Consider the following 20336-nt stretch of genomic DNA (forward strand, 5'->3'; position numbering starts at 1 on the left):
ACGAAACCCCTCCCCGGTCGCCCGGAGAGGGGTCGTTCCAGCAGCCCTGAAGGCTGGCAGGATTGCGGCAGACTTACTGCGGCAGGCTGTCGTCAATGCCGCGCACGTACCAGTTCATGCCCAGCAGGGTGCCGTCGTCGAGGGTCTTGCCCTCTTCCACCGCGAGCGTGCCGTCCTGCTTGTAGATCGGGCCGGTGAACGGATGGAACGCGCCGGAGGTGATCTTGGCCTCGGTCTCCTGCGCCATCGCCTTCACGTCGTCCGGCATGTTCGTGTAGTCGGCCATGACGACCATCTTGGCGCCCATGCCGCCCCAGACGTCACCGGATTTCCAGGTACCGTCGAGCACCGCCTTGGTCCGCTCGATATAATACGCCGACCAGTCGTCCACGATCGCGGTGAGCTGGGCCTTCGGCGCGAACTTGATCATGTCGGAGGCCTGGCCGAAGCCGACCACGCCCTGCTCCTCGGCGATCTGCAGCGGCGCCGTAGAATCGGTGTGCTGGGTGATGATGTCGGCACCCTGGCCGATCAGGATCTTGGCGGCATCGGCTTCCTTGCCCGGATCGAACCAGGAATTCACCCACACGACTTTCAGCTTGAAGTCCGGATTGACCGACTGGGCGCCCAGCAGGAAGGCGTTGATGCCGCGGACCACCTCGGGAATCGGGAACGAGGCGACATAGCCGGCGACGCCGCTCTTCGACATCTTGGCGGCGATCTGGCCGATCACGTAGCGGCCCTCGTAGAACCGGGCCGAATAGGTGGCCAGGTTGTCGGCCTGCTTGTAGCCGGTGGCGTGCTCGAACTTGATCTCCGGGAACTTCTTGGCGACGGCCAGCGTCTGCTCCATGAAGCCGAAGGAGGTGGTGAAGATCAGGCCGGCGCCCTGACGCGCCAGACGGGTGATCGCCCGCTCGGCATCCGGGCCCTCGGCCACCTTCTCCACGTAGACCGTCTCGACCTTGTCGCCGAACTCCTTCTCGATGGCGAGACGGCCCTGGTCGTGCTGGTAGGACCAGCCGTGATCGCCGATCGGGCCGACATAGATGAATCCGACCTTGAGCGGATCGGCCGCGCTGGCCGGCGCGGCGGCAAAAGCCCCGGCGGCGAGCATCGCGGCGACGACCGCGAGCTTGACTATCTTCCTCATTGTCCCCGTCTCCTGTCCTGTTCTCGGGATGGCAGTCTCACCGGTCCGGCACGAAGGTCTGGCCGATGCACGCCGGTGTATTGATCTTGGTCAGCGTCCTGTTCCGCGAGATCAGGACCAGCACCAGAATGGTTATCAGATAGGGGAAGGACGACAAGACCTGGGACGGGATGCCGATCCCCAGGGCCTGGGCGTACAGCCCCATGATCCAGACCGCGCCAAACAGATAGGCGCCGATCAGCACCCGTCGAGCGATCCAGGTGGCGAAAACCACGAGGGCGAGCGCGATCCAGCCGCGCCCGGAGGTCATGTTCTCCACCCATTGCGGCGTGTAGGCGAGCGAGAGATAGGCGCCCGCCAGCCCGGCACAGGCGCCGCCGAACAGGATGCAGCCGTAGCGCACCGCGATCACGTTGTAGCCGAGCGCATGGGCCGAATGGTGGTTGTCGCCGACCGCCCGGATGATCAGCCCGGTGCGGGTCCGGGTCATCACATAGGAGACGCCGGCGACCAGGGCGAAGGAGGCGTAGACCAGCACGTCCTGGCCGAACAGGATCGGCCCCAGGAACGGGATGTCGCTCAGCACCGGGATGTCCAGCGGCTGCAGCTTCACCCCCGGCAGGCCGGTGAAGCTTTCCCCGATCAGCCCGGACAGGCCGAGACCGAGCAGGGTCAGGGCCAGGCCGGAAGCGACCTGATTCGTGGCCAGCGTCTGGGTCAGGAAGCCGAACAGCAAAGACATGGCCATCCCGGCCAGAACTCCTGCAAGCACCCCGAGATAGGGCGAGCCGGTCGTGTAGGCGGCGGCGAATCCGCAGACCGCCCCGACCACCATCATCCCTTCCACGCCCAGGTTCAGAACGCCGGAACGCTCCACCACCAGCTCGCCGATGGCGGCCAGCAGCAGCGGCGTGGAGGCCGTGATGATCGTCAGGATGACCGCTTCCAGACCCGTCATCGCCCCGCCCTCATGTCGTTTGCGGGCGCAGCAGGCGAATCCGGTAGAGGATCAGCGTGTCGCAGGCCAGGACGAAGAACAGCAGGATGCCCTGGAACACCTGGGCGGTCTTGTCGGAGATGCCGAGGTCGATCTGTGCCGCCTCGCCGCCGAGATAGCTGATGCCCAGCATGATGCCGGCGACCAGAACGCCGACCGGGTTCAGGCGGCCGAGAAAGGCGACGATGATGGCGGTGAAGCCGTAGCCGGGAGAGATGGACGGCTGCAGATGCCCGCTCGGCCCGGCCACCTCGCAGATGCCGGCGAGCCCGGCCAGCCCGCCCGACAGCAGCAGACAGAACCACACCATGCGCTTGGAGGAGAAGCCGGCGAAGGTGCCCGCCCGCGGTGCCGTGCCCACCACCCGCACCTCAAAGCCCTTCAGAGTGCGCGACATGACCACGTAGAGCACTGCCACCGCCACCAGGGCCAGCCCGGCGCCCAGATGGATGCGGCCGTCGCCCAGGGTCGGCAGAAGCTGCCAGCCATCGAACTGCACCGATTTCGGGAAGTTGAAGCCCTGCGGGTCGCGCCAAGGGCCGCGGATGAACCAGTCGGCGATGAGCTGGGCGACATAGACCAGCATCAGGCTGGTCAGGATCTCGTTGGTGCCGAACCGGGTGCGCAGGAAGGCCGGGATCGCGGCGTAGAGCGCGCCGCCCAGCGCGCCCATGGCCAGCATCAGCACCATGACCGGGAAGCTCTGGAACTCGTGCCACAGGATCGGCAGGGCCGAGCCGAACAGCGCGCCGATGGTGAGCTGGCCCTCCGCCCCGATGTTCCAGACATTGGCCCGGAAGCAGATGGCGAGCCCGACGCCGATCATCACCAGAGGTGCGGCCTTGACCACCAGTTCCTCCAGCGACCACCACCAGAGCACCGGTTCCAGGAAATAGACGTAGAGCGCATGGACCGGGTCGAGCCCCATCAGCGAGAAGATCACCGCGCCGGTCGCCAGGGTCAGCGCCACGGCGAGCAGCGGCGACAGCCAGGTCATCAGCTTGGAGCGCTCGGCCCGTCTCTCCAGCACCAGCCTCATGACGCCGCCCTCTCGTGGGCGCCGGCCATCAGCAGGCCGATCGCCTCGCGGTCGAGGCTTGCGGTCGGCCGGGCCTCTGACAGCTCGCCACGGGAGATCACGGCGATGCGGTCGGCGATGGCGAAGATCTCGTCCAGGTCCTGGCTGATCACCAGCACCGCCGAGCCCTCCTCCGCCAGATCGATCAGCGCCTGACGGATCACCGCAGCCGCCCCGGCGTCCACGCCCCAGGTCGGCTGGTTGACCACCAGCAGCCGCGGCTTGCGGTCGAGCTCGCGGCCGATCACGAATTTCTGCAGGTTGCCGCCGGACAGCGACCTCGCCTCCGGGTCCGAATGGTAGGTGCGCACGTCGAAGGCGCCGGCCACCCGCCCGGCCACGTCGCCGGCCATGCCGAGATTGACCAGCCCGCGCCGCACCATGCCGTCATCCACGGCGAAGCGGGTCAGGATCACGTTCTGCGACAGCGGGAAGTCCGGCACCGCGCCGTGCCCCAGCCGCTCCTCCGGCACGAAGGCGGCACCCAGTGCCCGGCGCGCCTTGATCCCCCGCGCCGCACAGACCTGGCCGGCGATGGTGATGGCGCCGGTCAGCCCCTCCACCCGCTCGCCGCTGACCGCATCGAACAGTTCGGACTGGCCGTTGCCGGCGACCCCGGCGATGGCGACGATCTCGCCGGCGCCGATCCGCAGCGACACGTCGCGCAGGGCGGTGCCGAACGGTCCGTCCGCCGGCAGCGAGACATGGTCGAGGGTCAGGATAGGCTCTCCGGACACCGCGCCTGAGCGGGTCGAGACCACGGCCACGTCGACCCCGACCATGTGCCGGGCGAGCGAGGCGGCGGTTTCCTGCCGCGGATCGACGGTGGCGACCACCTTGCCCCGGCGCAGGATCGTCGCCTCGTGGCACAGCGCCTTCACCTCCTCCAGCCGGTGGGAGATGTAGAGGATGGCGCAGCCCTCCGAGGCCAGCCGGCGCAGGGTGACGAAGAGCTGGTCGGCCTCCTGGGGGGTGAGCACCGCCGTCGGCTCGTCCATGATCAGCAGAGCCGGCTCCTGCAGCAGGCAGCGCACGATCTCGATCCGCTGGCGCTGGCCGACCGACAGGTCCGCGACCAGCGCATCCGGTTCCAGCGGAAGGCCGTATTCCCGCGACACCGAAGCGATCCGCGCGGCCAGTTCCTTCATGTCGGCGCTGCCCGGCAGGGCGAGCGCGATGTTCTCCGTGACCGTCAGCGCCTCGAACAGGGAGAAGTGCTGGAACACCATGCCGATGCCGAGCGCCCGGGCGGCGGCGGGATTGGCGATGCGCACCGGGGCCCCGCGCCAGCGCAACTCGCCCTCGCTCGGTTGCAGGGCGCCGTACATCATCTTGACCAGGGTGGATTTACCGGCACCGTTCTCGCCCAGCAGCGCGTGGATCGCGCCGGGCCTCAGGCGCAGAGTCACGTCGTCATTGGCGGCGAACTCGCCGAATTTCTTGGTGATATGGACGGCCTCCAGAAGGAAGTCGCTCATTCGGCCCTGCCCCCGCCGGGTAGATCGCGTATCGATCCTCCTGGGTAGAGGCTGGCAGCGCCGGAGTCGAGCATCTTGTTGCAGCGCACGCTGAACCTTTGGGGATGCGTCGCCCGGATGACGTGTCCTAGACTGCGGCCAACCGAGCCCGCGCCAGACGGGCCCACGACGGAACGATCGACCACAGGGAGAAACGCATGGCGGCCGGCAGGGACAGGCTTGCAGGAAAGACCGCGCTCATCACCGGCGGCGCGTCGGGAATCGGCCGGTCGATCGCCGAGATCTTCCTCGACCAGGGGGCGACCGTCACCATCGCCGATATCGATGCCGAGCGCGGCAACGCGGCCGCCTCCGAGATCGGCGCGACCTTCTCTTTGCTGGACGTGCGCGACGAGGACGGCTGGCAGCGGGTCACCACAGAGCTCTTGGACCGCCACGGCCGGCTGGACGTGCTCGTGAACAATGCCGGCACCGGCGGCTCGGGCGGGTCGATCGAGGACGCGTCGGTCGACGACTGGGACCGGGTGATGGACATCAACGGCAAGGGCGTCTTTCTGGGCTGCAAATACGGCGTGGCGGCAATGAAGGCGAACGCGGCCCCGACGGGCGGGTCCATCGTCAACATGTCGAGCATCGCCGGCCTGGTCGGCGCCCCGGCGATCCCGGTCTATTCCGCCTCCAAGGGGGCCGTGCGGCTGCTGACCAAGTCGATCGCCCTGCACTGCGCCAAGAAGGGCTACGGCATCCGCTGCAACTCGGTGCACCCGTCCTATACCGACACGCCGATGGTCGACCGCATGGTCGACGGGCACCACAACCCCGAGCGCCTGCGCCAGGCGATCGTCGCCGCCGCCCCGCTGGGCCGCATGGGCGCGCCCGCCGATGTGGCCGGCGCGGTCCTGTATCTGGCGAGCGACGACAGCGCCTTCGTCACCGGCACCGAGCTGACGGTCGATGGCGGCATCTGCGCGATGTGACGCCCGGCCGATTTCTTCTGGAGGAGACACGCATATGTTCGATCTGACCGGCAAGGTGGCGCTGATCACCGGCTCGTCCCGCGGCATCGGCAAATCCATCGCCGAATGCATGGTGAAACAGGGTGCCAAGGTGGTGATCTCGTCGCGCAAGGCCGACGCCTGCACGGCGGTCGCCGAGGAGATCAAGGCGGCCGGCGGCGAGGCCGTGGCGATCCCCTGCAACATCGGCCGCAAGGAAGAACTGCAGGCGCTGGTCGACGGCAGCCGCAAGGCCTTCGGCAAGATCGACGTGCTGGTCTGCAACGCCGCCACCAACCCGGTCTTCGGCCCGATGTCGGAGGTGTCGGACGACGCCTATGACAAGATCATGGACACCAACGTGAAGAGCGCGTTCTGGCTCTGCAACATGGTGCTGCCGGAAATGGCCGAACGCGGCGACGGGGCGGTGATCCTGATCTCCTCCATCGCCTCCATGTACGGCAACCGCAAGCTTGGCATCTACGGCATCTCCAAGGCGGCCGAGCAGCAGCTCGTGCGCAACCTCGCCGTCGAATGGGGGCCGAAGAACATCCGGGTCAACGCCATCGCCCCGGGCCTGATCCGCACCGACTTCGCCCGCGCCCTGTGGGAGGACGACAAGCGTCGCACCATCATGGAGAACGTCACGCCCCTGCAGCGGATCGGCGAGCCCGAGGATATCGGCTGGCTGGCGACCTATCTCGCCTCCGACGGCGCCCGCTTCGTGACCGGCCAGACCATCGTCGCCGATGGCGGGCGGACCATCGGCGATCCGTCCTGAGGGGATCGGCATGACGAATCTCGGCCCGGTCACCGACGCCCACCGCTTCGACGAGGCGGGGCTGGCCCGCTACCTGGCGGATCAGGGGCTCGACGGCGCGGCCTCCGGCCTGACCGTGCGGCAGTTCCAGGGCGGCCAGTCCAACCCGACCTTCCGCCTCGACACCGCCGACGGCAACGCGTCCTACGTGCTGCGCAAGAAGCCGCCGGGAGACCTCCTGCCCTCGGCCCATATGGTGGAGCGCGAGTACCGGGTCATGGCGGCCCTGGCGCAGACCGACGTGCCGGTGCCGGTCATGCGACATCTCTGCGAGGATGCGTCGGTGATCGGCACGGCGTTCTACGTCATGGATTTCCTGGACGGCCGCATCCCGGACGAGCCCTCGCTCGATGAGGGCTACAGTCCGGAGGAGCGCGCAGCGATCTGGGACAGCGCCAACGCCGCCCTGGCCAAGCTGCACACCGTCGATGTCGAGGCGGTGGGGCTGGGGGACTTCGGTCGGCCGGCGAATTACTGCGGCCGCCAGATCGCGCGCTGGACCAAGCAGTTCGAAGCCACAAAGACCGACCCGATGCCGGACATGGACCGGCTGACCGAGTGGCTGAACGTCCATCCCGGCGTGCCGGACGAGGTGGCCATCGCCCATGGCGACTTCCGCCTCCCCAACATGATGCTGCACCCGACGGAGCCGCGGGTGATCGCCGTGCTCGACTGGGAACTGGCGACGCTCGGCCATCCGCTGGCGGATGTCGCCTATACCTGCATGCCCTATCACATGGTCCACGAAGAGAAGGCGCTGAAGGGCATGGTCGGCCTCGACCTGGAGGCCATGGGCATCCCGGCCGAGGCGGAATACCTGGAAAAATACCGCCAGCGCACCGGGCGGGATGCGATGCCGGACATGCGGTACTTCTTTGCCCTCTCCTTCTTCCGGCTGGCGGCGATCTGCCAGGGCGTCTATTTCCGCGGGCTCAAGGGCAATGCCAGCTCGGCCAATGCGCTGGAAGTCGGGGCCAAGGCGCCGCGCCTGGCGGAGATCGGCTGGGCCATCGCCAGCCGGGGCGCCTGATCCATGGCCCAGATCAAGATCCACGCCCGGCGCGCCTTCATCGACCGCCACCGCCAGGCCCTGTCCGACGCGATCCACGGGGTGATGATGGCGGCGCTGGGGCTGCCGGAGGACAAGCGGTTCCACCGGTTCATCGCCCTGGACGATGCCGATTTCATCCAACCCGCCGACCGGGGCGACGGCTATACGGTGATCGAGATCCTGATGTTCGAGGGTCGCAGCGACGCCGCCAAACGCGCCTGCCTGCGCGGGCTGATGCAGGCGGTGCCGGAAGCCGCCGGCATTCCGGTGGAGGCGGTCGAGATCACGATCATCGAGACGCCGATGGCCAATTGGGGCATCCGCGGCAAGATCGGCGACGAGCTGGCGCTGAACTACAAGGTGCAGACGTAGGAGAAGGTTTCTCCTCCCTTCCCCTCATACCACTTCCCGGACTTGTTCCGGGGCAATCCCATGCGCTTCGTGGTATCCGGCGAGTTCCACCCCTGGCTCATCCGATCGCCCCAGCACGAGGCCGGGGAGTGACGTTGGGTTTGGAGAGAGAGAGAGCGTCGCGCGCTCTCACATCGTCGCGCTGAATCGCCGCTGCCCCTCCTTCGCCGCCATCAGCCTTGCATAGAGGTCGACATAGCGCTCCGCCGGGCCGTCCCAGCCGACCGGGTGGCGCATGGCGTTGCGCTGCATCTGGCGCCACAGCCCCGGCTCGGAGAACACCGCGAAGACCTTGGCGATGGCGTTCGCGAACGCCTCGCGCGATCCCGGCTCGAACTGAAAGCCGGTGGCCACCCCGGCGCTGATCGCCGCCGAGTTCGCGTCGATGATCGTGTCCGCCAGACCGCCGGTCCGCGCCACCACCGGCAACGCGCCATAGCGCATCGCATACATCTGGGTCAGCCCGCAGGGCTCGAACCGAGACGGCACCAGGATCGCGTCGGCCCCGGCATAGATCCGATGCGCCAGATCCTCGTCGTAACCGATGCGCACCCCGACCGAGCCCTCATGGTCGCGGGCAGCGGTCTGGAACGCCTCCTCTAATCTACGGTCGCCGCTGCCCAGCAGCACCAGGGAGCCGCCGTTGCGCAGCATGTCCGGCAGGATTCCGAGCAGCAGGTCCAGGCCCTTCTGGTCGGTCAGGCGGCTGACGACGGCGAAGAGCGGCCCGGGCCGGTCGGCGTCGATCGAGAAGGCGTTCAACAGCGACTTGCAGGCCGAGCGCCGGCCGGACAGCGACCGGGTGGTGAAGGACGGCACCGCCGGATCCGTCATCGGATCCCACATCTCGGTATCGATGCCGTTCAGGATGCCGATCGCCCGCTCCTGCCGCGCGGCCAGGACCCCTTCCAGGCCCCAGCCGAAATCGGGGCTCTCCAACTCGCGGGCATAGGTCGGGCTGACCGTGGTTACCAGATCGGAATGGATCAGGCCCGCTTTCAGGAAATTCACCTGGCCGTAGAACTCATAGCCCTGGGCGTCGAACCCCGCCTCGGGAAGCTTCAGGTCGCGGCGCAGATCGGCGCCGCACATGCCCTGGTAGGACATGTTGTGGATCGTCAGGATGGAGGCGACGTCGGGCACACCCCAATCCTTCAGATAGAGCGGAGCCAGGGCGGCCTGCCAGTCGTGGGCATGGACGATGTCCGGACGCCAGCCTCCTTCCAGCCCATCGCGGGCAATCGACGCCGCCACCCAGGCCAATGAGGCGAAGCGCACCGGGTTGTCCGGCCAGTCGGCCCCGTCCCGGGTCACGTACAGGCCGTCGCGCTCGTAGAATTCCGGGATATCCAGCGCCAGGACGTCGAGCCCGTCCACCGGCGCGCGGCGCACCACCGCCTGCCGCGAGAACACGTCGTCGGCGCGCCACACGACCTTCCCCTCGGCCATCCGCGCCATCACGCCGGTATAGCCCGGTACCAGGACGCGGACGTCGACACCCTTGCGGGTCAGGGCCTTGGGCAGCGCGCCAGCCACATCGGCCAGTCCGCCGGTCTTCACCAGCGGAACGCATTCCGAGGCGACGAACAGAATTCTCATCGCGCGGCCATCCAGCGGTCGATCATGGGTTTTGTGATCAGGCAGGTCCCCGCCTCGGTGCGGCGGAACCACTTGGCGTCCTCGTCGGGATCCTCACCGACGACCAGACCCTCGGGGATCTCCACCCCGCGGTCGATGACCACCCGTTTCAGCCTTGCATGGCGGTTCACGACAACCTTCGGCAAGGCGACCACCTCGAACAGGTCGGAATAGGAATGGGTGTGGCACTTGGTGAACAGCAAAGAGCGCTCGATCGTCGTGCCGGATATTATGCAGCCGCCCGACACCATGGAACTGACGGCCCGGCCGCGGCGGTTGTCCTCGTTGTGCACGAACTTCGCCGGGGGAACGACCTCGCCGTATGTCCAGATCGGCCAGTCCTCGTGGAACAGGTCGAGACCGGGCACGAAGTCGGTGAGGTCGATATTCGCCTCCCAGAACGCGTCGACCGTGCCCACGTCGCGCCAGTACGGGGCGGGCTCCAGGCCGCTCATGACGCAGCTGTCGGAGAAGAAATGGGCGTAGGCCGAGCCGCCCTTCACCACGGAGGGGATGATGTCCTTGCCGAAATCGTGGCTGGAGGTCGGATCGGCCGCATCCTCCAGCAGAAGCTCGCGCAGGACCGACCAGTTGAAGACGTAGATCCCCATGCTGGCGAGCGCCTTGTCCGGATCGTCGGGCAGCGGCGGCGGATCGGCCGGCTTCTCCACGAAGTCGACGATGCGGGAGCGCCCGTCCACCGCCATGACGCCGAAGGACGAGGCCTCCGACCGATCCAGGGTCAGGCAGCCCACCGTGACGTCGGCGCCGGTCTCCACGTGCTGGATCAGCATTACCTCGTAGTCCATCTTGTAGATGTGGTCGCCGGCCAGGATGACGACGTATTCCGGGTCGTAGCTGTCGATGATGTCGATGTTCTGGGTCACGGCGTCGGCGGTGCCCAGATACCAGTTCTCGCCGCCCGACTGCTGAGAGGCGGGCAGGATGTCCAGGTACTCGTTGCGCTCCGCCCGGAAGAAGCTCCAGCCGCGCTGCAGATGCCGGATGAGGCTGTGGGCGCGGTACTGGGTGGCGACACCGATGCGGCGGATGCCGGAATTGACCGCATTGGAGAGCGCGAAGTCGATTATCCGACTCTTGCCGCCGAAATAGACCGCCGGCTTGGCCCGGCGGTCCGTCAGTTCCATCAGCCGGCTGCCGCGCCCGCCTGCGAGGACAAAGGCCATGGTCTGCTGTGCAAGGCGCGTGGGCCCCGGAGTATGGACCATAGCTTTCCCCCTCATTGCTGGTTCGGACCGTCCGACACCATAATCCGACGCTGTTCCCGCGTCGTATGGTTAACCGACAAAGAATGGGGCGCGTTCCCGGAGATCACAGGCGTCACTTGCATATTTGCAGCGCCCGCCCGGGGCCGGTTAGCCGGAGCGCGGTGTCTACACCGCCTCGGGCGACCGCAGATGGACCTCGACCTCGCGCTCCAGCCGCCGCCGGAGGTCGTCCGGCAGGCGCAGGGCGTCGCCCAGGCGCTGGCGGTACCGGGCATCGCCGGGGATGCCGGGATCCAGCACCACGAGAGAGGCCAGATACACTTCCGTCGCCTGCGGCTCGTCGGCGCAGAGGGACGCGATGGCGATCGGGTCGGCCGGCCGGTCGAGCTGGTCGGAAATGAAGCGGCGCTCGTCCTCGGCCAGATCCGTCGCGCCGATCTGCTGATCGATCATCGCCTGCTCGCGCTCGTCGATATGGCCGTCGGCCAGCGACGCGCTGACCATGGCGCGAACGAGGGTGAGCCGGAAATCGTCGCCGCGGCTGTCGCGCAGCCGGGCCGGATCGAAGCCGCTGTCGGCCGGCGCCGCCGGGGGCGCGTCGGTGGCGGCCGCCTCCGGCCGGTTGGCGCGGTGGTCGCTCCACGCCTTGTAGGCGAGGCCGCCCAGGACCGCGAGACCGCCATAGGTCAGCGCCTTGCCGCCCAGCTTGCGGGCCTTCTTAGAGCTCAGCAGCGCCGCGACGAGACCGCCCGCCGCCGCTCCGCCCATCAGCCCGCCGGGCATCTTGTCGGCGAGGCCGCCTGCCATCCCGCCGAGCCCGGATTTCGATGTCGAGCCGGATCCGTTGCCCAGGAACCCGTCCAGCAGCCGTTGAACGTCCATCGCCTCAGTACCTCGTCATAAATCTCGGTACTGGCGAAAAGGGGATTTGGGCGGTGGATTTCAATAGCGGCGGGATGCCGCCGGTCAGGCGTTCTTCTTCAGCTCCGACTTGGCGATCGATTCCAGATGCACCTCGTCCGGGCCGTCGGCCAAGCGCAGGGCGCGGCTGTGGCCATAGGCATGGGCCAGGTGGAAGTCCTGGGACACACCGCCGCCGCCATGCACCTGGATCGCCTTGTCGATGACGTCGCAGGCCATGCGCGGAGCGATGACCTTGATCATCGCGATCTCCTGGCGGGCCGCCTTGTTGCCGACCGTGTCCATCTTGTGGGCGGCGTAGAGCACCATCAGGCGGGCCTGGTCGATGGCGATGCGGCATTCGGCGATGGTGTGGCGCAAGGCGCCCTGGTCGGAGAGCGGCTTGCCGAAGGCGACGCGGGAGCGGGCCCGGGCCTTCATCGATTCCAGCGCGCGCTCGGCCTGGCCGATCAGCCGCATGCAGTGGTGGATGCGCCCCGGGCCGAGGCGGCCCTGCGCGATCTCGAAGCCCCTGCCCTCGCCCAGCAGCACGTTGGTCACCGGTACACGGGCATTCTCGAAGGTCACCTCCGCATGGCCGTGCGGCGCGTGGTCGTAGCCGAACACCGTCAGCGCCCGCTTCACCGTCACGCCCGGCGTGTCGAGCGGCACCAGGATCATCGACTGCTGGCGGTACTTCTCCGCATCGGGATCGGTCTTGCCCATGAAGATCATGATCTTGCAGCGCTCATCGAGCGCGCCCGAGGTCCACCACTTGCGGGCGTTGATCACATACTCGTCGCCGTCGCGGGTGATCTGCGCCTCGATATTGGTGGCGTCGGAGGACGCGACCGCCGGCTCGGTCATGGCGAAGGCGGAGCGGATCTCGCCATTCAGCAGCGGGGTCAGCCACTTGGCCTTCTGCTCGTCGGTGCCGTAGCGGACCAGCACCTCCATGTTGCCGGTATCCGGGGCGGAGCAGTTGAACACCTCCGAGCCCATGGAGGACCGGCCCATCACCTCGCAGATCGGGGCGTAGTCGCGGTTCGACAGGCCCGCCCCGAGGTCGCTCTCCGGCAGGAACATGTTCCACAGCCCGGCGGCCTTCGCCTTGGCCTTCAGCTCCTCCATGATCGGCGGGGCGGTCCAGCGGCTGGCGCCGGCGGCGATCTGCTCCTCATAGACGTGCTCGGCCGGATAGACATGCTCGTCCATGAAGGCCTGCACGCGGTTGCGCAGCTCGGCCGCCTTGTCGCTCATTTCGGGGATCATGGAGGTCCTTCCCTTACGCCATGCCGACGATGCGGCTCAGATGATGGCCGGCATTGCCGAAGGTCACGTCGATCAGCCGAAGCCGCTTGAAATAGTGGCCGACCGCCATTTCGTCGGTCATGCCCATGCCGCCATGGAGCTGGACGGCCTCCTCGCCGACCATCTTGCCGGCGCGGCCGATCTCGGCCTTGATGATCGAGGCCGCGCGGGCACGCTCGACCCCTCCGACCGTGTCCATCAGCCCGGCCGTGCGGTAGCACAGGGCGTGGGCGAAGCGGGTCTCCGACAACATGTCGACCGCCCGGTGCTGCAGCACCTGGAAGCTGCCGAGCGGCTTGCCGAATTGGGTGCGGGTCTTCAGGTAGTCGGTGGTCAGGTCCACCGTCGCCTGCATCGCCCCGACCCCTTCGGCCGCCAGCGCCACGCAGGCCCGATCGGCCACACCTTCGACTATGTCCAGCGCATGCCCCATCTCGCCGAGCACCGCGTCGGGACCGACGCGCACGCCGTCGAACTCCAGATCGGCGCCGCGCATGCCGTCGATGGTGGGATAGGTCTTCTTGGTCAGCCCCTCGGCATCGCCGGGGACCAGGAACAGGGTGATGCCGTCGCGCTCGTCGTCGCGCCCGCCAGTGCGGGCCGAGACGATCAGGGTGTCGGCGCTGTCGCCATGCAGGACGACCGCCTTGTGCCCGTCGAGGATCCAGCCCTCGTCGCCCTGGGTCGCCATGGTGGAGACCCGCGGCAGGTCGTAGCGGCTGTTCGGCTCGCTATGGGCGAAGGCCAGCAGATGTTCGCCGGCGGCCACCTGGGGCAGGATCTCAGCGGCCCGCGCCGGATCGGCCTTGGCGACAATCTCGGCGCCCAGCACGATGGTGGCCACGAACGGCTCGACCACCAGGGCCTTGCCGAACTGCTCCATCATCAGCGCGAGATCGACGGTCGTACCGCCCAGCCCGCCATGCTCCTCGGCGATCGGCAGAGCGAGCCAGCCGAGCGCGGCGAACTCGGCCCAGATCTCCCGCGACCAGCCGCCGTCGCCCTTGCGGATCTTGTTGCGCTGCTCGAAGCCGTACTTGTCGGCGAGGAAGCGGGCGATGCTGTCCGCCAGCTGCCGCTGATCGTCGGTAAACGTGAAACTCATAGTCCGAGCACCATCTTCGCCAGGATGTTCTTCTGGATCTCGTTCGATCCGCCGTAGATCGAGGCCTTGCGCCAGTTAAAATACAGCGGCGCCAGGGCCGGGCCGTAATCCGGGCCGACCGGCTCCTCGTTCCAGCCCTCGTCGCGGAACGCTTCCGGCTGATACGGGGCGGCGTAGGGGCCGATCGCCTCCATCAGCAGCTCCGTCAGGCCCTGCTGGATCTGCGTGCCCTTGATCTTCAGGAAGGACGGCTCCGCCCCCACCGGCTTGCCCTCGCTCTCGGCGTAGAGGGTGCGCAGCACCAGGCTCTCCAAGGACAGCAGGTCGATCTCGATCTGCGCCAGGCGGCGGGCATAATCGGGATCCTCGATGATCGGCTTGCCGCCGGCGAGCTCGACCTTGGCGATGCCCTTCAGCTTGCGCAGCTGCGCCTTGGAACGGCCGACCGCGGCGATGCTCGTGCGCTCATGGCCGAGCAGGTACTTGGCGTAGGTCCAGCCCTTGCCCTCCTCCCCGATCCGGTTCTCCACCGGCACGCGGACGTCCTCCAGGAAGACGCTGTTGATTTCGGCACTGCCGTCCAGGGTGGTGATCGGATGGACGCTGATCCCGGGGCTCTTCATGTCGATCAGCAGGAAGGTGATCCCCTCCTGCGGCTTGCCGGTGTCCTGGGTCCGCACCAGGGTGAACATCCAGTCGGCGTGCTGGGCGAGCGTCGTCCAGGTCTTCTGGCCGTTGACCACGTAATGGTCCCCGTCCAGCACAGCCTTGGTGCGCAGCGAGGCGAGGTCGGAGCCGGAACCGGGCTCGGAATAGCCCTGGCACCACCAGTCGTCGGAGCTGAGGATGCGCGGCAGGAAGCGCTCTTTCTGCGCCTCGTTTCCGAACTTCATGATCACCGGCGCCACCATGGTCACGCCGAACGGGATCACCATCGGTGCGCCGGCCAGCGCGCATTCCTCGTCGAAGATGTGCTTCTGCATCGGCGTCCAGCCGGTGCCGCCAAGCTCGGCTGGCCAGTTCGGGGCGATCCAGCCCTTCTCGTGCAGGATCTTCTGCCAGCGGACATGGTCCTGCTTGGAAATGCGGAAACCGTTGCCGGTCTTCTCGGCGATATCGGCGGGGAGCTTCTCGGCGAGGAAGGCGCGGACCTCCTGACGGAAGGCCTCCTCCTCGGGTGACAGAACCACGTCCATGGCCTTGTTCTCCTATTGGTCTTTCTCAGGCGACCTCGAACAGCCCGGCCACGCCCTGGCCGCCGCCGACGCACATGGTGGTGACCACGTATTTCGCGCCGCGCCGCTTGCCCTCGATCAGGGCGTGCCCAACCATCCGCGCGCCGGTCATGCCGTAGGGGTGGCCGATCGAGATCGAACCGCCGTTCACGTTCAGCCTGTCGTTCGGGATACCGAGCTTGTCGCGGCAGTAGATGACCTGGCTGGCGAAAGCCTCGTTCAGCTCCCACAGGTCGATATCGTCGATCTTCAGCCCGGCGCGCTCCAGCAGGCGCGGGATGGCGAAGACCGGGCCGATGCCCATCTCGTCCGGCTCGCAGCCGGCGGCGACCAGGCCGCGATAGATGCCCAGGGGCTCGATGTTGCGGCGCTCGGCCGCCTTGGCATCCATCACCACGCAGGCCGAAGCACCATCGGAGAGCTGGCTGGCATTGCCGGCGGTGATGAACTGGTCGGGACCGCGCACCGGCTCCAGACCGGCCAGCGCCTCCGCCGTCGTTCCGGGCCGGTTGCCCTCGTCCTTCTCCAGGGTGACGGTCTTCTCGCTGACCTCGCCGGTCTCCTTGTCCTTGACCAGCATGGTGCTCTGCAACGGCACGATCTCCTCGGTGACCCGGCCTTCCGCCTGGGCGGCCGCCGTGCGGCGCTGGCTCTCGGCGGCATAGGCATCCTGCGCCTCGCGGCTGATGCGGTAGCGCTGGGCGACGATGTCGGCGGTCTCGATCATCGACATCCACAGGGCCGGCTTGTGCTCCATGAGCCAGGCTTCGGTCAGGTGGACCTTGTTCAGGTTGGCCTGGGTGAGACTGATCGACTCCACGCCGCCGGCGACCATGGCCGGCACGCCGTCGACGATCACCCGCTGGGCGGCCATGGAGATGGTCTGCAGACCGGAGCTGCAGAACCGGTTCACCGTGGTGCCGGCGGTGCTGACCGGCAGGCCGGCACGCACGGCGGACAGGCGGGCGATGTTCTGGCCGGTGGCGCCTTCAGGCAGGCCGCAGCCGATGATCGCGTCCTCGATCTCCGCCGGATCGAGCCCGGAGCGGGCGACCGCGTGGCTGATCGCGTGGCCGGCGAGAACCGCGCCGTGGGTGTTGTTGAAGGCGCCGCGAAACGCCTTGCCGATCGGTGTCCGGGCGGTGGACACGATGACCGCCTCACGCATGAGGCCCTCCCTCTGTAATTCCCGTTGAGCGCCGGGCAGCGGCGCCGGGATATGGTTCTAGCATCGATAGCAGGAGCACGGTGGCACGGGAACCTTTCTCATGCCAACGCCCGGCGGCAACTCGTCTCATCCAGGTCGGGGATCTGCATCCCAATCTTCAGCCCTTGCCAGGACGCCGCCCAGGCGGTCTCCTCGCGGTCGACAAAAAGACTTCGGCCGGTTGCCTACGGGAGGACCTTCATGACCGCATCGCCGCTCCTTTTCGAGCCCCTGACCATCAAGTCGACGACGCTGAACAACCGCATCGTCATCTCGCCGATGGACCAGTATTCGGCAGTCGACGGGATACCGAACACCTATCACCTGGTCCATTACGGCAAGTTCGCCATGGGCGGCGCCGGCGCCGTGATCGTCGAGGCGACCGGCGTGTCGGAGTCGGGGCGAATCACCAACGGCTGTCCGGGTCTGTACAATCAGGCACAGGTGGACGCCTTCCGACCGATCACCGATTTCATCCGCCAGCAGCGCTCCGTGCCGGGCGTGCAGATCGGCCATGGCGGGCGCAAGGCCTCCACCCAGCGCCCCTGGGAGGGCGGCGGCCCGGTCGGCCCCAAGGAGATCGCCAACGGCGACAAGCTCTGGCAGCCCTACGGCCCGTCGGACCTGGCCCTGACCGACGGTTGGCTGACCCCGAAGATGATGGACGACTCCGACCTGAAGCAGACCCGCCAGGATTTCGCCGACGCGGCCAAGCGGGCGCTGGATGCCGGGTTCGAGCTGATCGAGATCCACATGGCCCACGGCTATCTGCTGCAGACCTTCCTGTCGCCGCTCTCCAATACCCGCAACGACGGCTATGGCGGCGATGTGGAGGGGCGGATGCGCTTCCCACTGGAGGTGGCCGAGGCGGTGCGCGCGGCCTGGCCGCAGGACAAGCCCCTCTTCGTGCGGATTTCCTCGGTCGACGGCATCGACGGCGGCTGGGAGATGGAGGACAGCGTTGTGCTGGCCAAGGCGCTGAAGGAGCGCGGGGTCGACGTGATCGACTGCTCTTCGGGCGGCAACTCGCCCAAGGGGGCGACCAACGCCAACCTGAAGCGCGGCCCGGGCTACCAGGTGCCCTTCGCCGAGCGTATCAAGACGGAGGTCGGCATCCAGACCATGGCGGTCGGCCTGATCCGCGAGCCGGAACTGGCGGAGCGGATCCTGCAGGAGGGACGCGCCGATCTGGTGGCCATCGGCCGTCAGGCCCTGGTCGATCCGTTCTGGGCCCTGCACGCGGCCCAGCATTTCGACATCGATCCCGATTTCGAGAAATGGCCGCACCAGTACGCCTGGTGGCTGGAGAAATGGGACAAGGGCCTGCGTGCCTATGCCCGCGAGCAGGCGGCCGACTGACGCTCAAAAACAAGAAGCGCTGGCGTCGGGGGAACGCCAGCGCTTGATACGGAGCGGATCTGTCGGGGAGAAGCTCACCACTCCGGCTTACCTTCGGGACGCGGTCACCGCTCGATCGGCGGCTTCTTGTCCTTGTGATTCTCTTCGTGATCGGTTTCGCCGGCGTCCGGGGCCTTCGGGCGCGGCGGCCTGGAAAACGGCACCGTTCCCGGCTGCAACGGATCTACCGGATGATCCGGGGGATTCGACTTGTCTGCCATGGATCTGTCTCTCGCACGGTTGCGTGTGACATTGGAAACGCGCGGTCACGACAGAGGTTCCCAACCGCAGGTGTGTATTCCTCGATGGCTGTCGAAGTCTTTGTAGAGTACCGGCTGAGATACCGGTTCCGGCTCTGCCTGAAAATTGACTTACGTCACTTACCCATCTCGGGAACCGGCAAATGGGGGTCTGCGTTCTCCCAGTACCCCCCACCGAATACGAGGCAAAGCCATGAATTGGGATCAAATCGAAGGTAACTGGAAATCCTTCAAGGGTAAGGCGCAGCAGCAGTGGGGCGACCTTACCAACGACGAACTCGACAGGGTCGAGGGCAAGCAGACCGAGCTGGAAGGCCTGATTCAGGCCAAGTACGGCAAGTCTCGCGAAGAGGCGAAGCAGGAAGTGCGCGACTGGGCCGACCGCATCTGATCGGCGCGCGCTGATACACTGGAAGGCCGCATGGAAACATGCGGCCTTCTTTGTTCTTCGGACCTAGACTTTCAGAATTTCCGCCCGCAACCGGGTCGAAGCCGATTGCTATCTCGACGCGAGAAGGCGGCAGGCGTTCACGATGGTCTGGGGCCGGTAGGGCTTCTGGAAATACTGGCTACCGCTCACGTTGCGTTTCGGACGGACCGGATTTCCCGACGCATAGATCACATGGACGCCGGCATGGGCGACCCGCGCCTCCTCGGCCACATCCCACCCGTTCAGGACGCCGCCGAGGCGGATATCGGTGAAGACCAGATCGATCTGCGATCCGTTGGTCAGGATCTCGACGGCCTGCTCGCCGTTCTCGGCTTCGAGCACGTCGTACCCGGCCTCGGTGAAGGCCTCACAGGTGGACAGGCGTACGAGGGGCTCATCTTCGACGACCAACACGGTTCGTACGTCCGTCATGAAATCCCTTCTGCCGCGGAGCGGTCTAAAGAATTTAAACGATCCACGGTGGCGGTGGTTCCCTTGGCGGTTCGCTTTTTTTTTCGCAGGCACCGCCCGCGACCGCTTCAGGCCTGGATCGCGGCGAGAGGCTGTGGCTTGGAGACGGGCAGGTCGACCGTGAAGCAGATCGTGTCCACCTCGGAGGTCACCCTGATCTCCCCGCCATGGGCGGAGACGATCTGCGACGAGATGTAGAGGCCGAGACCCAATCCGTGCGGGCTGGAGTGGGGGTCGCCCTTGAAGAAGGGCTGGAACAGGGTCTTCAGGGTCTCCTGGGGGATCGGCTTTCCCTTGTTACAGACCGAGATCGTCAGCCGGCTGTCCGACGATACGACATCCACCGTGATCGGTTGATTGCTGGCGCCGTGGGTGACCGCATTGCCGAGCAGGTTGGAGAGCACCTGCATCGTCCGCGGTCCGTCGCAATACACGTCGCCGCGGATGTCGGTCTTCAGCTCGATCAGCGCGCCGACGAAGGCCGCCTGAACCTCCTGCACGATGCTGGACACCCTGTCGGCGAAATCGGGGATCGAGGTCCGCTCCAGACCGATCCCGTCGCCCAGCCGGACCCGGGCGAAATCCATCATGTTGGTGATCAGTTCGGCCATCCGCATGCCGCTGGCCTGCATGTGCTGCAGAACCAAGAACGACCGCTCGCTCTGCTTCTCGCGCAGCAGCAGGCTGGTCCCGGAAATGATCGCGGCGAGGGGGTTGCGCAGATCGTGACCGAGGATGGCGAGAAACTGCTCCCTCAGTTCCGCCTCGTCGCGCTGATCGGCGATCGTCTGGTCGCGCTCCTTGTCGCCGGTCACGTCGCGGACGACGCAGTAGAAATAGTCGCCCTCCGGCACGGCGACCCAGGAAAACCAGCGGAAGCCGCCGTCCTTGGTCCGGTAGCGGTTCTCGAACCGCAGCACCGGGTTGCCGCTCTTCACCTCCTCGAAGGCCGCCATGGAGCGTTCGATATCGCCTTCGTGCAGCAGCTCAAGATAGGGCCGGCCGATGATCTCCGTTTCGGACCAGCCGAGGATCGGGGTCCAGGCCGGGTTGACGGCGACGAAGCAGCCGTTGCGGTCGATAATGCACATGGGATCGGGGCTGACACGCCACGTATGCGTTGTCGTGCGCTCGTGCTCCTGCATTGATCCCTCCCGTCCCCGACCCTG

20 protein-coding genes are annotated in these 20336 nt (G+C 67.0%); 6 read left to right on the forward strand and 14 right to left on the reverse strand.

Translation table 11 applies throughout. From position 1 onward, the window contains the following. Positions 1 to 73: 73 nt before the first annotated feature. From T8K17_RS19945 to T8K17_RS19960, 4 genes are read right to left on the reverse strand one after another with little or no spacing between them, the layout of a single operon-like run. Positions 74 to 1153, reverse strand: a complete 1080-nt coding sequence (locus tag T8K17_RS19945) for a BMP family ABC transporter substrate-binding protein (RefSeq protein WP_322331479.1) — start codon at positions 1151 to 1153, stop codon at positions 74 to 76. A 37-nt stretch (positions 1154 to 1190) separates the two neighbouring features. Next, positions 1191 to 2111: an ABC transporter permease gene (locus T8K17_RS19950; protein WP_322331480.1), complete on the reverse strand. Its 921-nt coding sequence runs from the start codon at positions 2109 to 2111 to the stop codon at positions 1191 to 1193. A 10-nt stretch (positions 2112 to 2121) separates the two neighbouring features. After that, on the reverse strand, positions 2122 to 3189 hold the full coding sequence (locus T8K17_RS19955; protein WP_322331481.1) for an ABC transporter permease: 1068 nt from the start codon (positions 3187 to 3189) through the stop codon (positions 2122 to 2124). After that, positions 3186 to 4706: an ABC transporter ATP-binding protein gene (locus tag T8K17_RS19960; RefSeq protein ID WP_322331482.1), complete on the reverse strand. Its 1521-nt coding sequence runs from the start codon at positions 4704 to 4706 to the stop codon at positions 3186 to 3188. Before T8K17_RS19960 ends, T8K17_RS19955 begins: the two co-directional genes overlap by 4 nt. 197 nt (positions 4707 to 4903) lie before the next feature. Between T8K17_RS19960 and T8K17_RS19965 the strand changes: the two genes are divergently transcribed. The 4 genes from T8K17_RS19965 to T8K17_RS19980 are packed head-to-tail and all read left to right on the forward strand — an operon-like array spanning position 4904 to position 7944. Beyond that, on the forward strand, positions 4904 to 5683 hold the full coding sequence (locus T8K17_RS19965; protein ID WP_322331483.1) for a glucose 1-dehydrogenase: 780 nt from the start codon (positions 4904 to 4906) through the stop codon (positions 5681 to 5683). Between the two features lie 34 nt (positions 5684 to 5717). Next, entirely contained in the window at positions 5718 to 6482 is a 765-nt protein-coding gene (locus tag T8K17_RS19970) for an SDR family oxidoreductase (RefSeq protein WP_322331484.1), read from the forward strand. 10 nt (positions 6483 to 6492) lie between these two features. Then, positions 6493 to 7551, forward strand: coding sequence for a phosphotransferase (locus T8K17_RS19975; protein WP_322331485.1), 1059 nt, complete (start codon positions 6493 to 6495; stop codon positions 7549 to 7551). Between the two features lie 3 nt (positions 7552 to 7554). Further along, positions 7555 to 7944: a tautomerase family protein gene (locus T8K17_RS19980; protein ID WP_322331486.1), complete on the forward strand. Its 390-nt coding sequence runs from the start codon at positions 7555 to 7557 to the stop codon at positions 7942 to 7944. A 168-nt stretch (positions 7945 to 8112) separates the two neighbouring features. On the opposite strand, the gene glgA is transcribed toward T8K17_RS19980, so the two are convergent. The 7 genes from glgA to T8K17_RS20015 all read right to left on the reverse strand — a co-directional run bounded on the left by glgA (position 8113) and on the right by T8K17_RS20015 (position 16569). Continuing rightward, positions 8113 to 9582: a glycogen synthase GlgA gene (gene glgA / locus T8K17_RS19985; protein WP_322331487.1), complete on the reverse strand. Its 1470-nt coding sequence runs from the start codon at positions 9580 to 9582 to the stop codon at positions 8113 to 8115. After that, positions 9579 to 10850: a glucose-1-phosphate adenylyltransferase gene (gene glgC / locus T8K17_RS19990; protein ID WP_416153136.1), complete on the reverse strand. Its 1272-nt coding sequence runs from the start codon at positions 10848 to 10850 to the stop codon at positions 9579 to 9581. The genes glgA and glgC overlap by 4 nt, the downstream gene beginning before the upstream one ends. 165 nt (positions 10851 to 11015) lie before the next feature. After that, positions 11016 to 11732 (reverse strand): tellurite resistance TerB family protein, encoded by a 717-nt coding sequence (locus T8K17_RS19995; protein WP_322331489.1) that lies wholly within the window; start codon positions 11730 to 11732, stop codon positions 11016 to 11018. Between the two features lie 84 nt (positions 11733 to 11816). After that, a complete protein-coding gene (locus T8K17_RS20000) occupies positions 11817 to 13022 on the reverse strand; it encodes an acyl-CoA dehydrogenase family protein (RefSeq protein WP_322331490.1) in 1206 nt (401 codons plus the stop codon). A gap of 13 nt (positions 13023 to 13035) precedes the next feature. Beyond that, positions 13036 to 14166 (reverse strand): acyl-CoA dehydrogenase family protein, encoded by a 1131-nt coding sequence (locus T8K17_RS20005; RefSeq protein WP_322331491.1) that lies wholly within the window; start codon positions 14164 to 14166, stop codon positions 13036 to 13038. Then, entirely contained in the window at positions 14163 to 15362 is a 1200-nt protein-coding gene (locus tag T8K17_RS20010) for an acyl-CoA dehydrogenase family protein (RefSeq protein ID WP_322331492.1), read from the reverse strand. Before T8K17_RS20010 ends, T8K17_RS20005 begins: the two co-directional genes overlap by 4 nt. A gap of 25 nt (positions 15363 to 15387) precedes the next feature. After that, entirely contained in the window at positions 15388 to 16569 is a 1182-nt protein-coding gene (locus T8K17_RS20015; RefSeq protein ID WP_322331493.1) for an acetyl-CoA C-acyltransferase, read from the reverse strand. Positions 16570 to 16809: 240 nt separating this feature from the next. On the opposite strand from T8K17_RS20015, the gene T8K17_RS20020 reads away from it, so the two are divergent. Continuing rightward, positions 16810 to 17967 (forward strand): NADH:flavin oxidoreductase/NADH oxidase, encoded by a 1158-nt coding sequence (locus T8K17_RS20020; protein WP_322331494.1) that lies wholly within the window; start codon positions 16810 to 16812, stop codon positions 17965 to 17967. A 104-nt stretch (positions 17968 to 18071) separates the two neighbouring features. On the opposite strand, the gene T8K17_RS20025 is transcribed toward T8K17_RS20020, so the two are convergent. Continuing rightward, positions 18072 to 18227 carry a hypothetical protein gene (locus T8K17_RS20025; RefSeq protein ID WP_322331495.1) on the reverse strand — a complete coding sequence of 52 codons (156 nt, stop codon included), beginning with the start codon at positions 18225 to 18227 and terminating at the stop codon, positions 18072 to 18074. 232 nt (positions 18228 to 18459) lie between these two features. Between T8K17_RS20025 and T8K17_RS20030 the strand changes: the two genes are divergently transcribed. Then, positions 18460 to 18657: a CsbD family protein gene (locus tag T8K17_RS20030; RefSeq protein WP_322331496.1), complete on the forward strand. Its 198-nt coding sequence runs from the start codon at positions 18460 to 18462 to the stop codon at positions 18655 to 18657. 108 nt (positions 18658 to 18765) lie between these two features. On the opposite strand, the gene T8K17_RS20035 is transcribed toward T8K17_RS20030, so the two are convergent. Together T8K17_RS20035 and T8K17_RS20040 are read right to left on the reverse strand one after the other, a co-directional pair. Further along, positions 18766 to 19128, reverse strand: a complete 363-nt coding sequence (locus T8K17_RS20035; RefSeq protein WP_322331497.1) for a response regulator — start codon at positions 19126 to 19128, stop codon at positions 18766 to 18768. Between the two features lie 107 nt (positions 19129 to 19235). Further along, on the reverse strand, positions 19236 to 20312 hold the full coding sequence (locus T8K17_RS20040) for a PAS domain-containing sensor histidine kinase (RefSeq protein WP_322331498.1): 1077 nt from the start codon (positions 20310 to 20312) through the stop codon (positions 19236 to 19238). Between the last annotated feature and the right edge of the window lie 24 nt (positions 20313 to 20336).

It is taken from the genome of Thalassobaculum sp. OXR-137 (assembly GCF_034377285.1).
Lineage (GTDB): Bacteria > Pseudomonadota > Alphaproteobacteria > Thalassobaculales > Thalassobaculaceae > Thalassobaculum.

Bases quoted from the DNA above. Each gene is read 5' to 3' on its own strand.
- T8K17_RS19945 (WP_322331479.1), bottom strand. From the start codon at position 1,153: ATGAGGAAGATAGTCAAGCTCGCGGTCGTCGCCGCGATGCTCGCCGCC.
- T8K17_RS19950 (WP_322331480.1), bottom strand. From the start codon at position 2,111: ATGACGGGTCTGGAAGCGGTCATCCTGACGATCATCACGGCCTCCACG.
- T8K17_RS19955 (WP_322331481.1), bottom strand. From the start codon at position 3,189: ATGAGGCTGGTGCTGGAGAGACGGGCCGAGCGCTCCAAGCTGATGACC.
- T8K17_RS19960 (WP_322331482.1), bottom strand. From the start codon at position 4,706: ATGAGCGACTTCCTTCTGGAGGCCGTCCATATCACCAAGAAATTCGGC.
- T8K17_RS19965 (WP_322331483.1), top strand. From the start codon at position 4,904: ATGGCGGCCGGCAGGGACAGGCTTGCAGGAAAGACCGCGCTCATCACC.
- T8K17_RS19970 (WP_322331484.1), top strand. From the start codon at position 5,718: ATGTTCGATCTGACCGGCAAGGTGGCGCTGATCACCGGCTCGTCCCGC.
- T8K17_RS19975 (WP_322331485.1), top strand. From the start codon at position 6,493: ATGACGAATCTCGGCCCGGTCACCGACGCCCACCGCTTCGACGAGGCG.
- T8K17_RS19980 (WP_322331486.1), top strand. From the start codon at position 7,555: ATGGCCCAGATCAAGATCCACGCCCGGCGCGCCTTCATCGACCGCCAC.
- glgA (WP_322331487.1), bottom strand. From the start codon at position 9,582: ATGAGAATTCTGTTCGTCGCCTCGGAATGCGTTCCGCTGGTGAAGACC.
- glgC (WP_416153136.1), bottom strand. From the start codon at position 10,850: ATGGTCCATACTCCGGGGCCCACGCGCCTTGCACAGCAGACCATGGCC.
- T8K17_RS19995 (WP_322331489.1), bottom strand. From the start codon at position 11,732: ATGGACGTTCAACGGCTGCTGGACGGGTTCCTGGGCAACGGATCCGGC.
- T8K17_RS20000 (WP_322331490.1), bottom strand. From the start codon at position 13,022: ATGATCCCCGAAATGAGCGACAAGGCGGCCGAGCTGCGCAACCGCGTG.
- T8K17_RS20005 (WP_322331491.1), bottom strand. From the start codon at position 14,166: ATGAGTTTCACGTTTACCGACGATCAGCGGCAGCTGGCGGACAGCATC.
- T8K17_RS20010 (WP_322331492.1), bottom strand. From the start codon at position 15,362: ATGGACGTGGTTCTGTCACCCGAGGAGGAGGCCTTCCGTCAGGAGGTC.
- T8K17_RS20015 (WP_322331493.1), bottom strand. From the start codon at position 16,569: ATGCGTGAGGCGGTCATCGTGTCCACCGCCCGGACACCGATCGGCAAG.
- T8K17_RS20020 (WP_322331494.1), top strand. From the start codon at position 16,810: ATGACCGCATCGCCGCTCCTTTTCGAGCCCCTGACCATCAAGTCGACG.
- T8K17_RS20025 (WP_322331495.1), bottom strand. From the start codon at position 18,227: ATGGCAGACAAGTCGAATCCCCCGGATCATCCGGTAGATCCGTTGCAG.
- T8K17_RS20030 (WP_322331496.1), top strand. From the start codon at position 18,460: ATGAATTGGGATCAAATCGAAGGTAACTGGAAATCCTTCAAGGGTAAG.
- T8K17_RS20035 (WP_322331497.1), bottom strand. From the start codon at position 19,128: ATGACGGACGTACGAACCGTGTTGGTCGTCGAAGATGAGCCCCTCGTA.
- T8K17_RS20040 (WP_322331498.1), bottom strand. From the start codon at position 20,312: ATGCAGGAGCACGAGCGCACGACAACGCATACGTGGCGTGTCAGCCCC.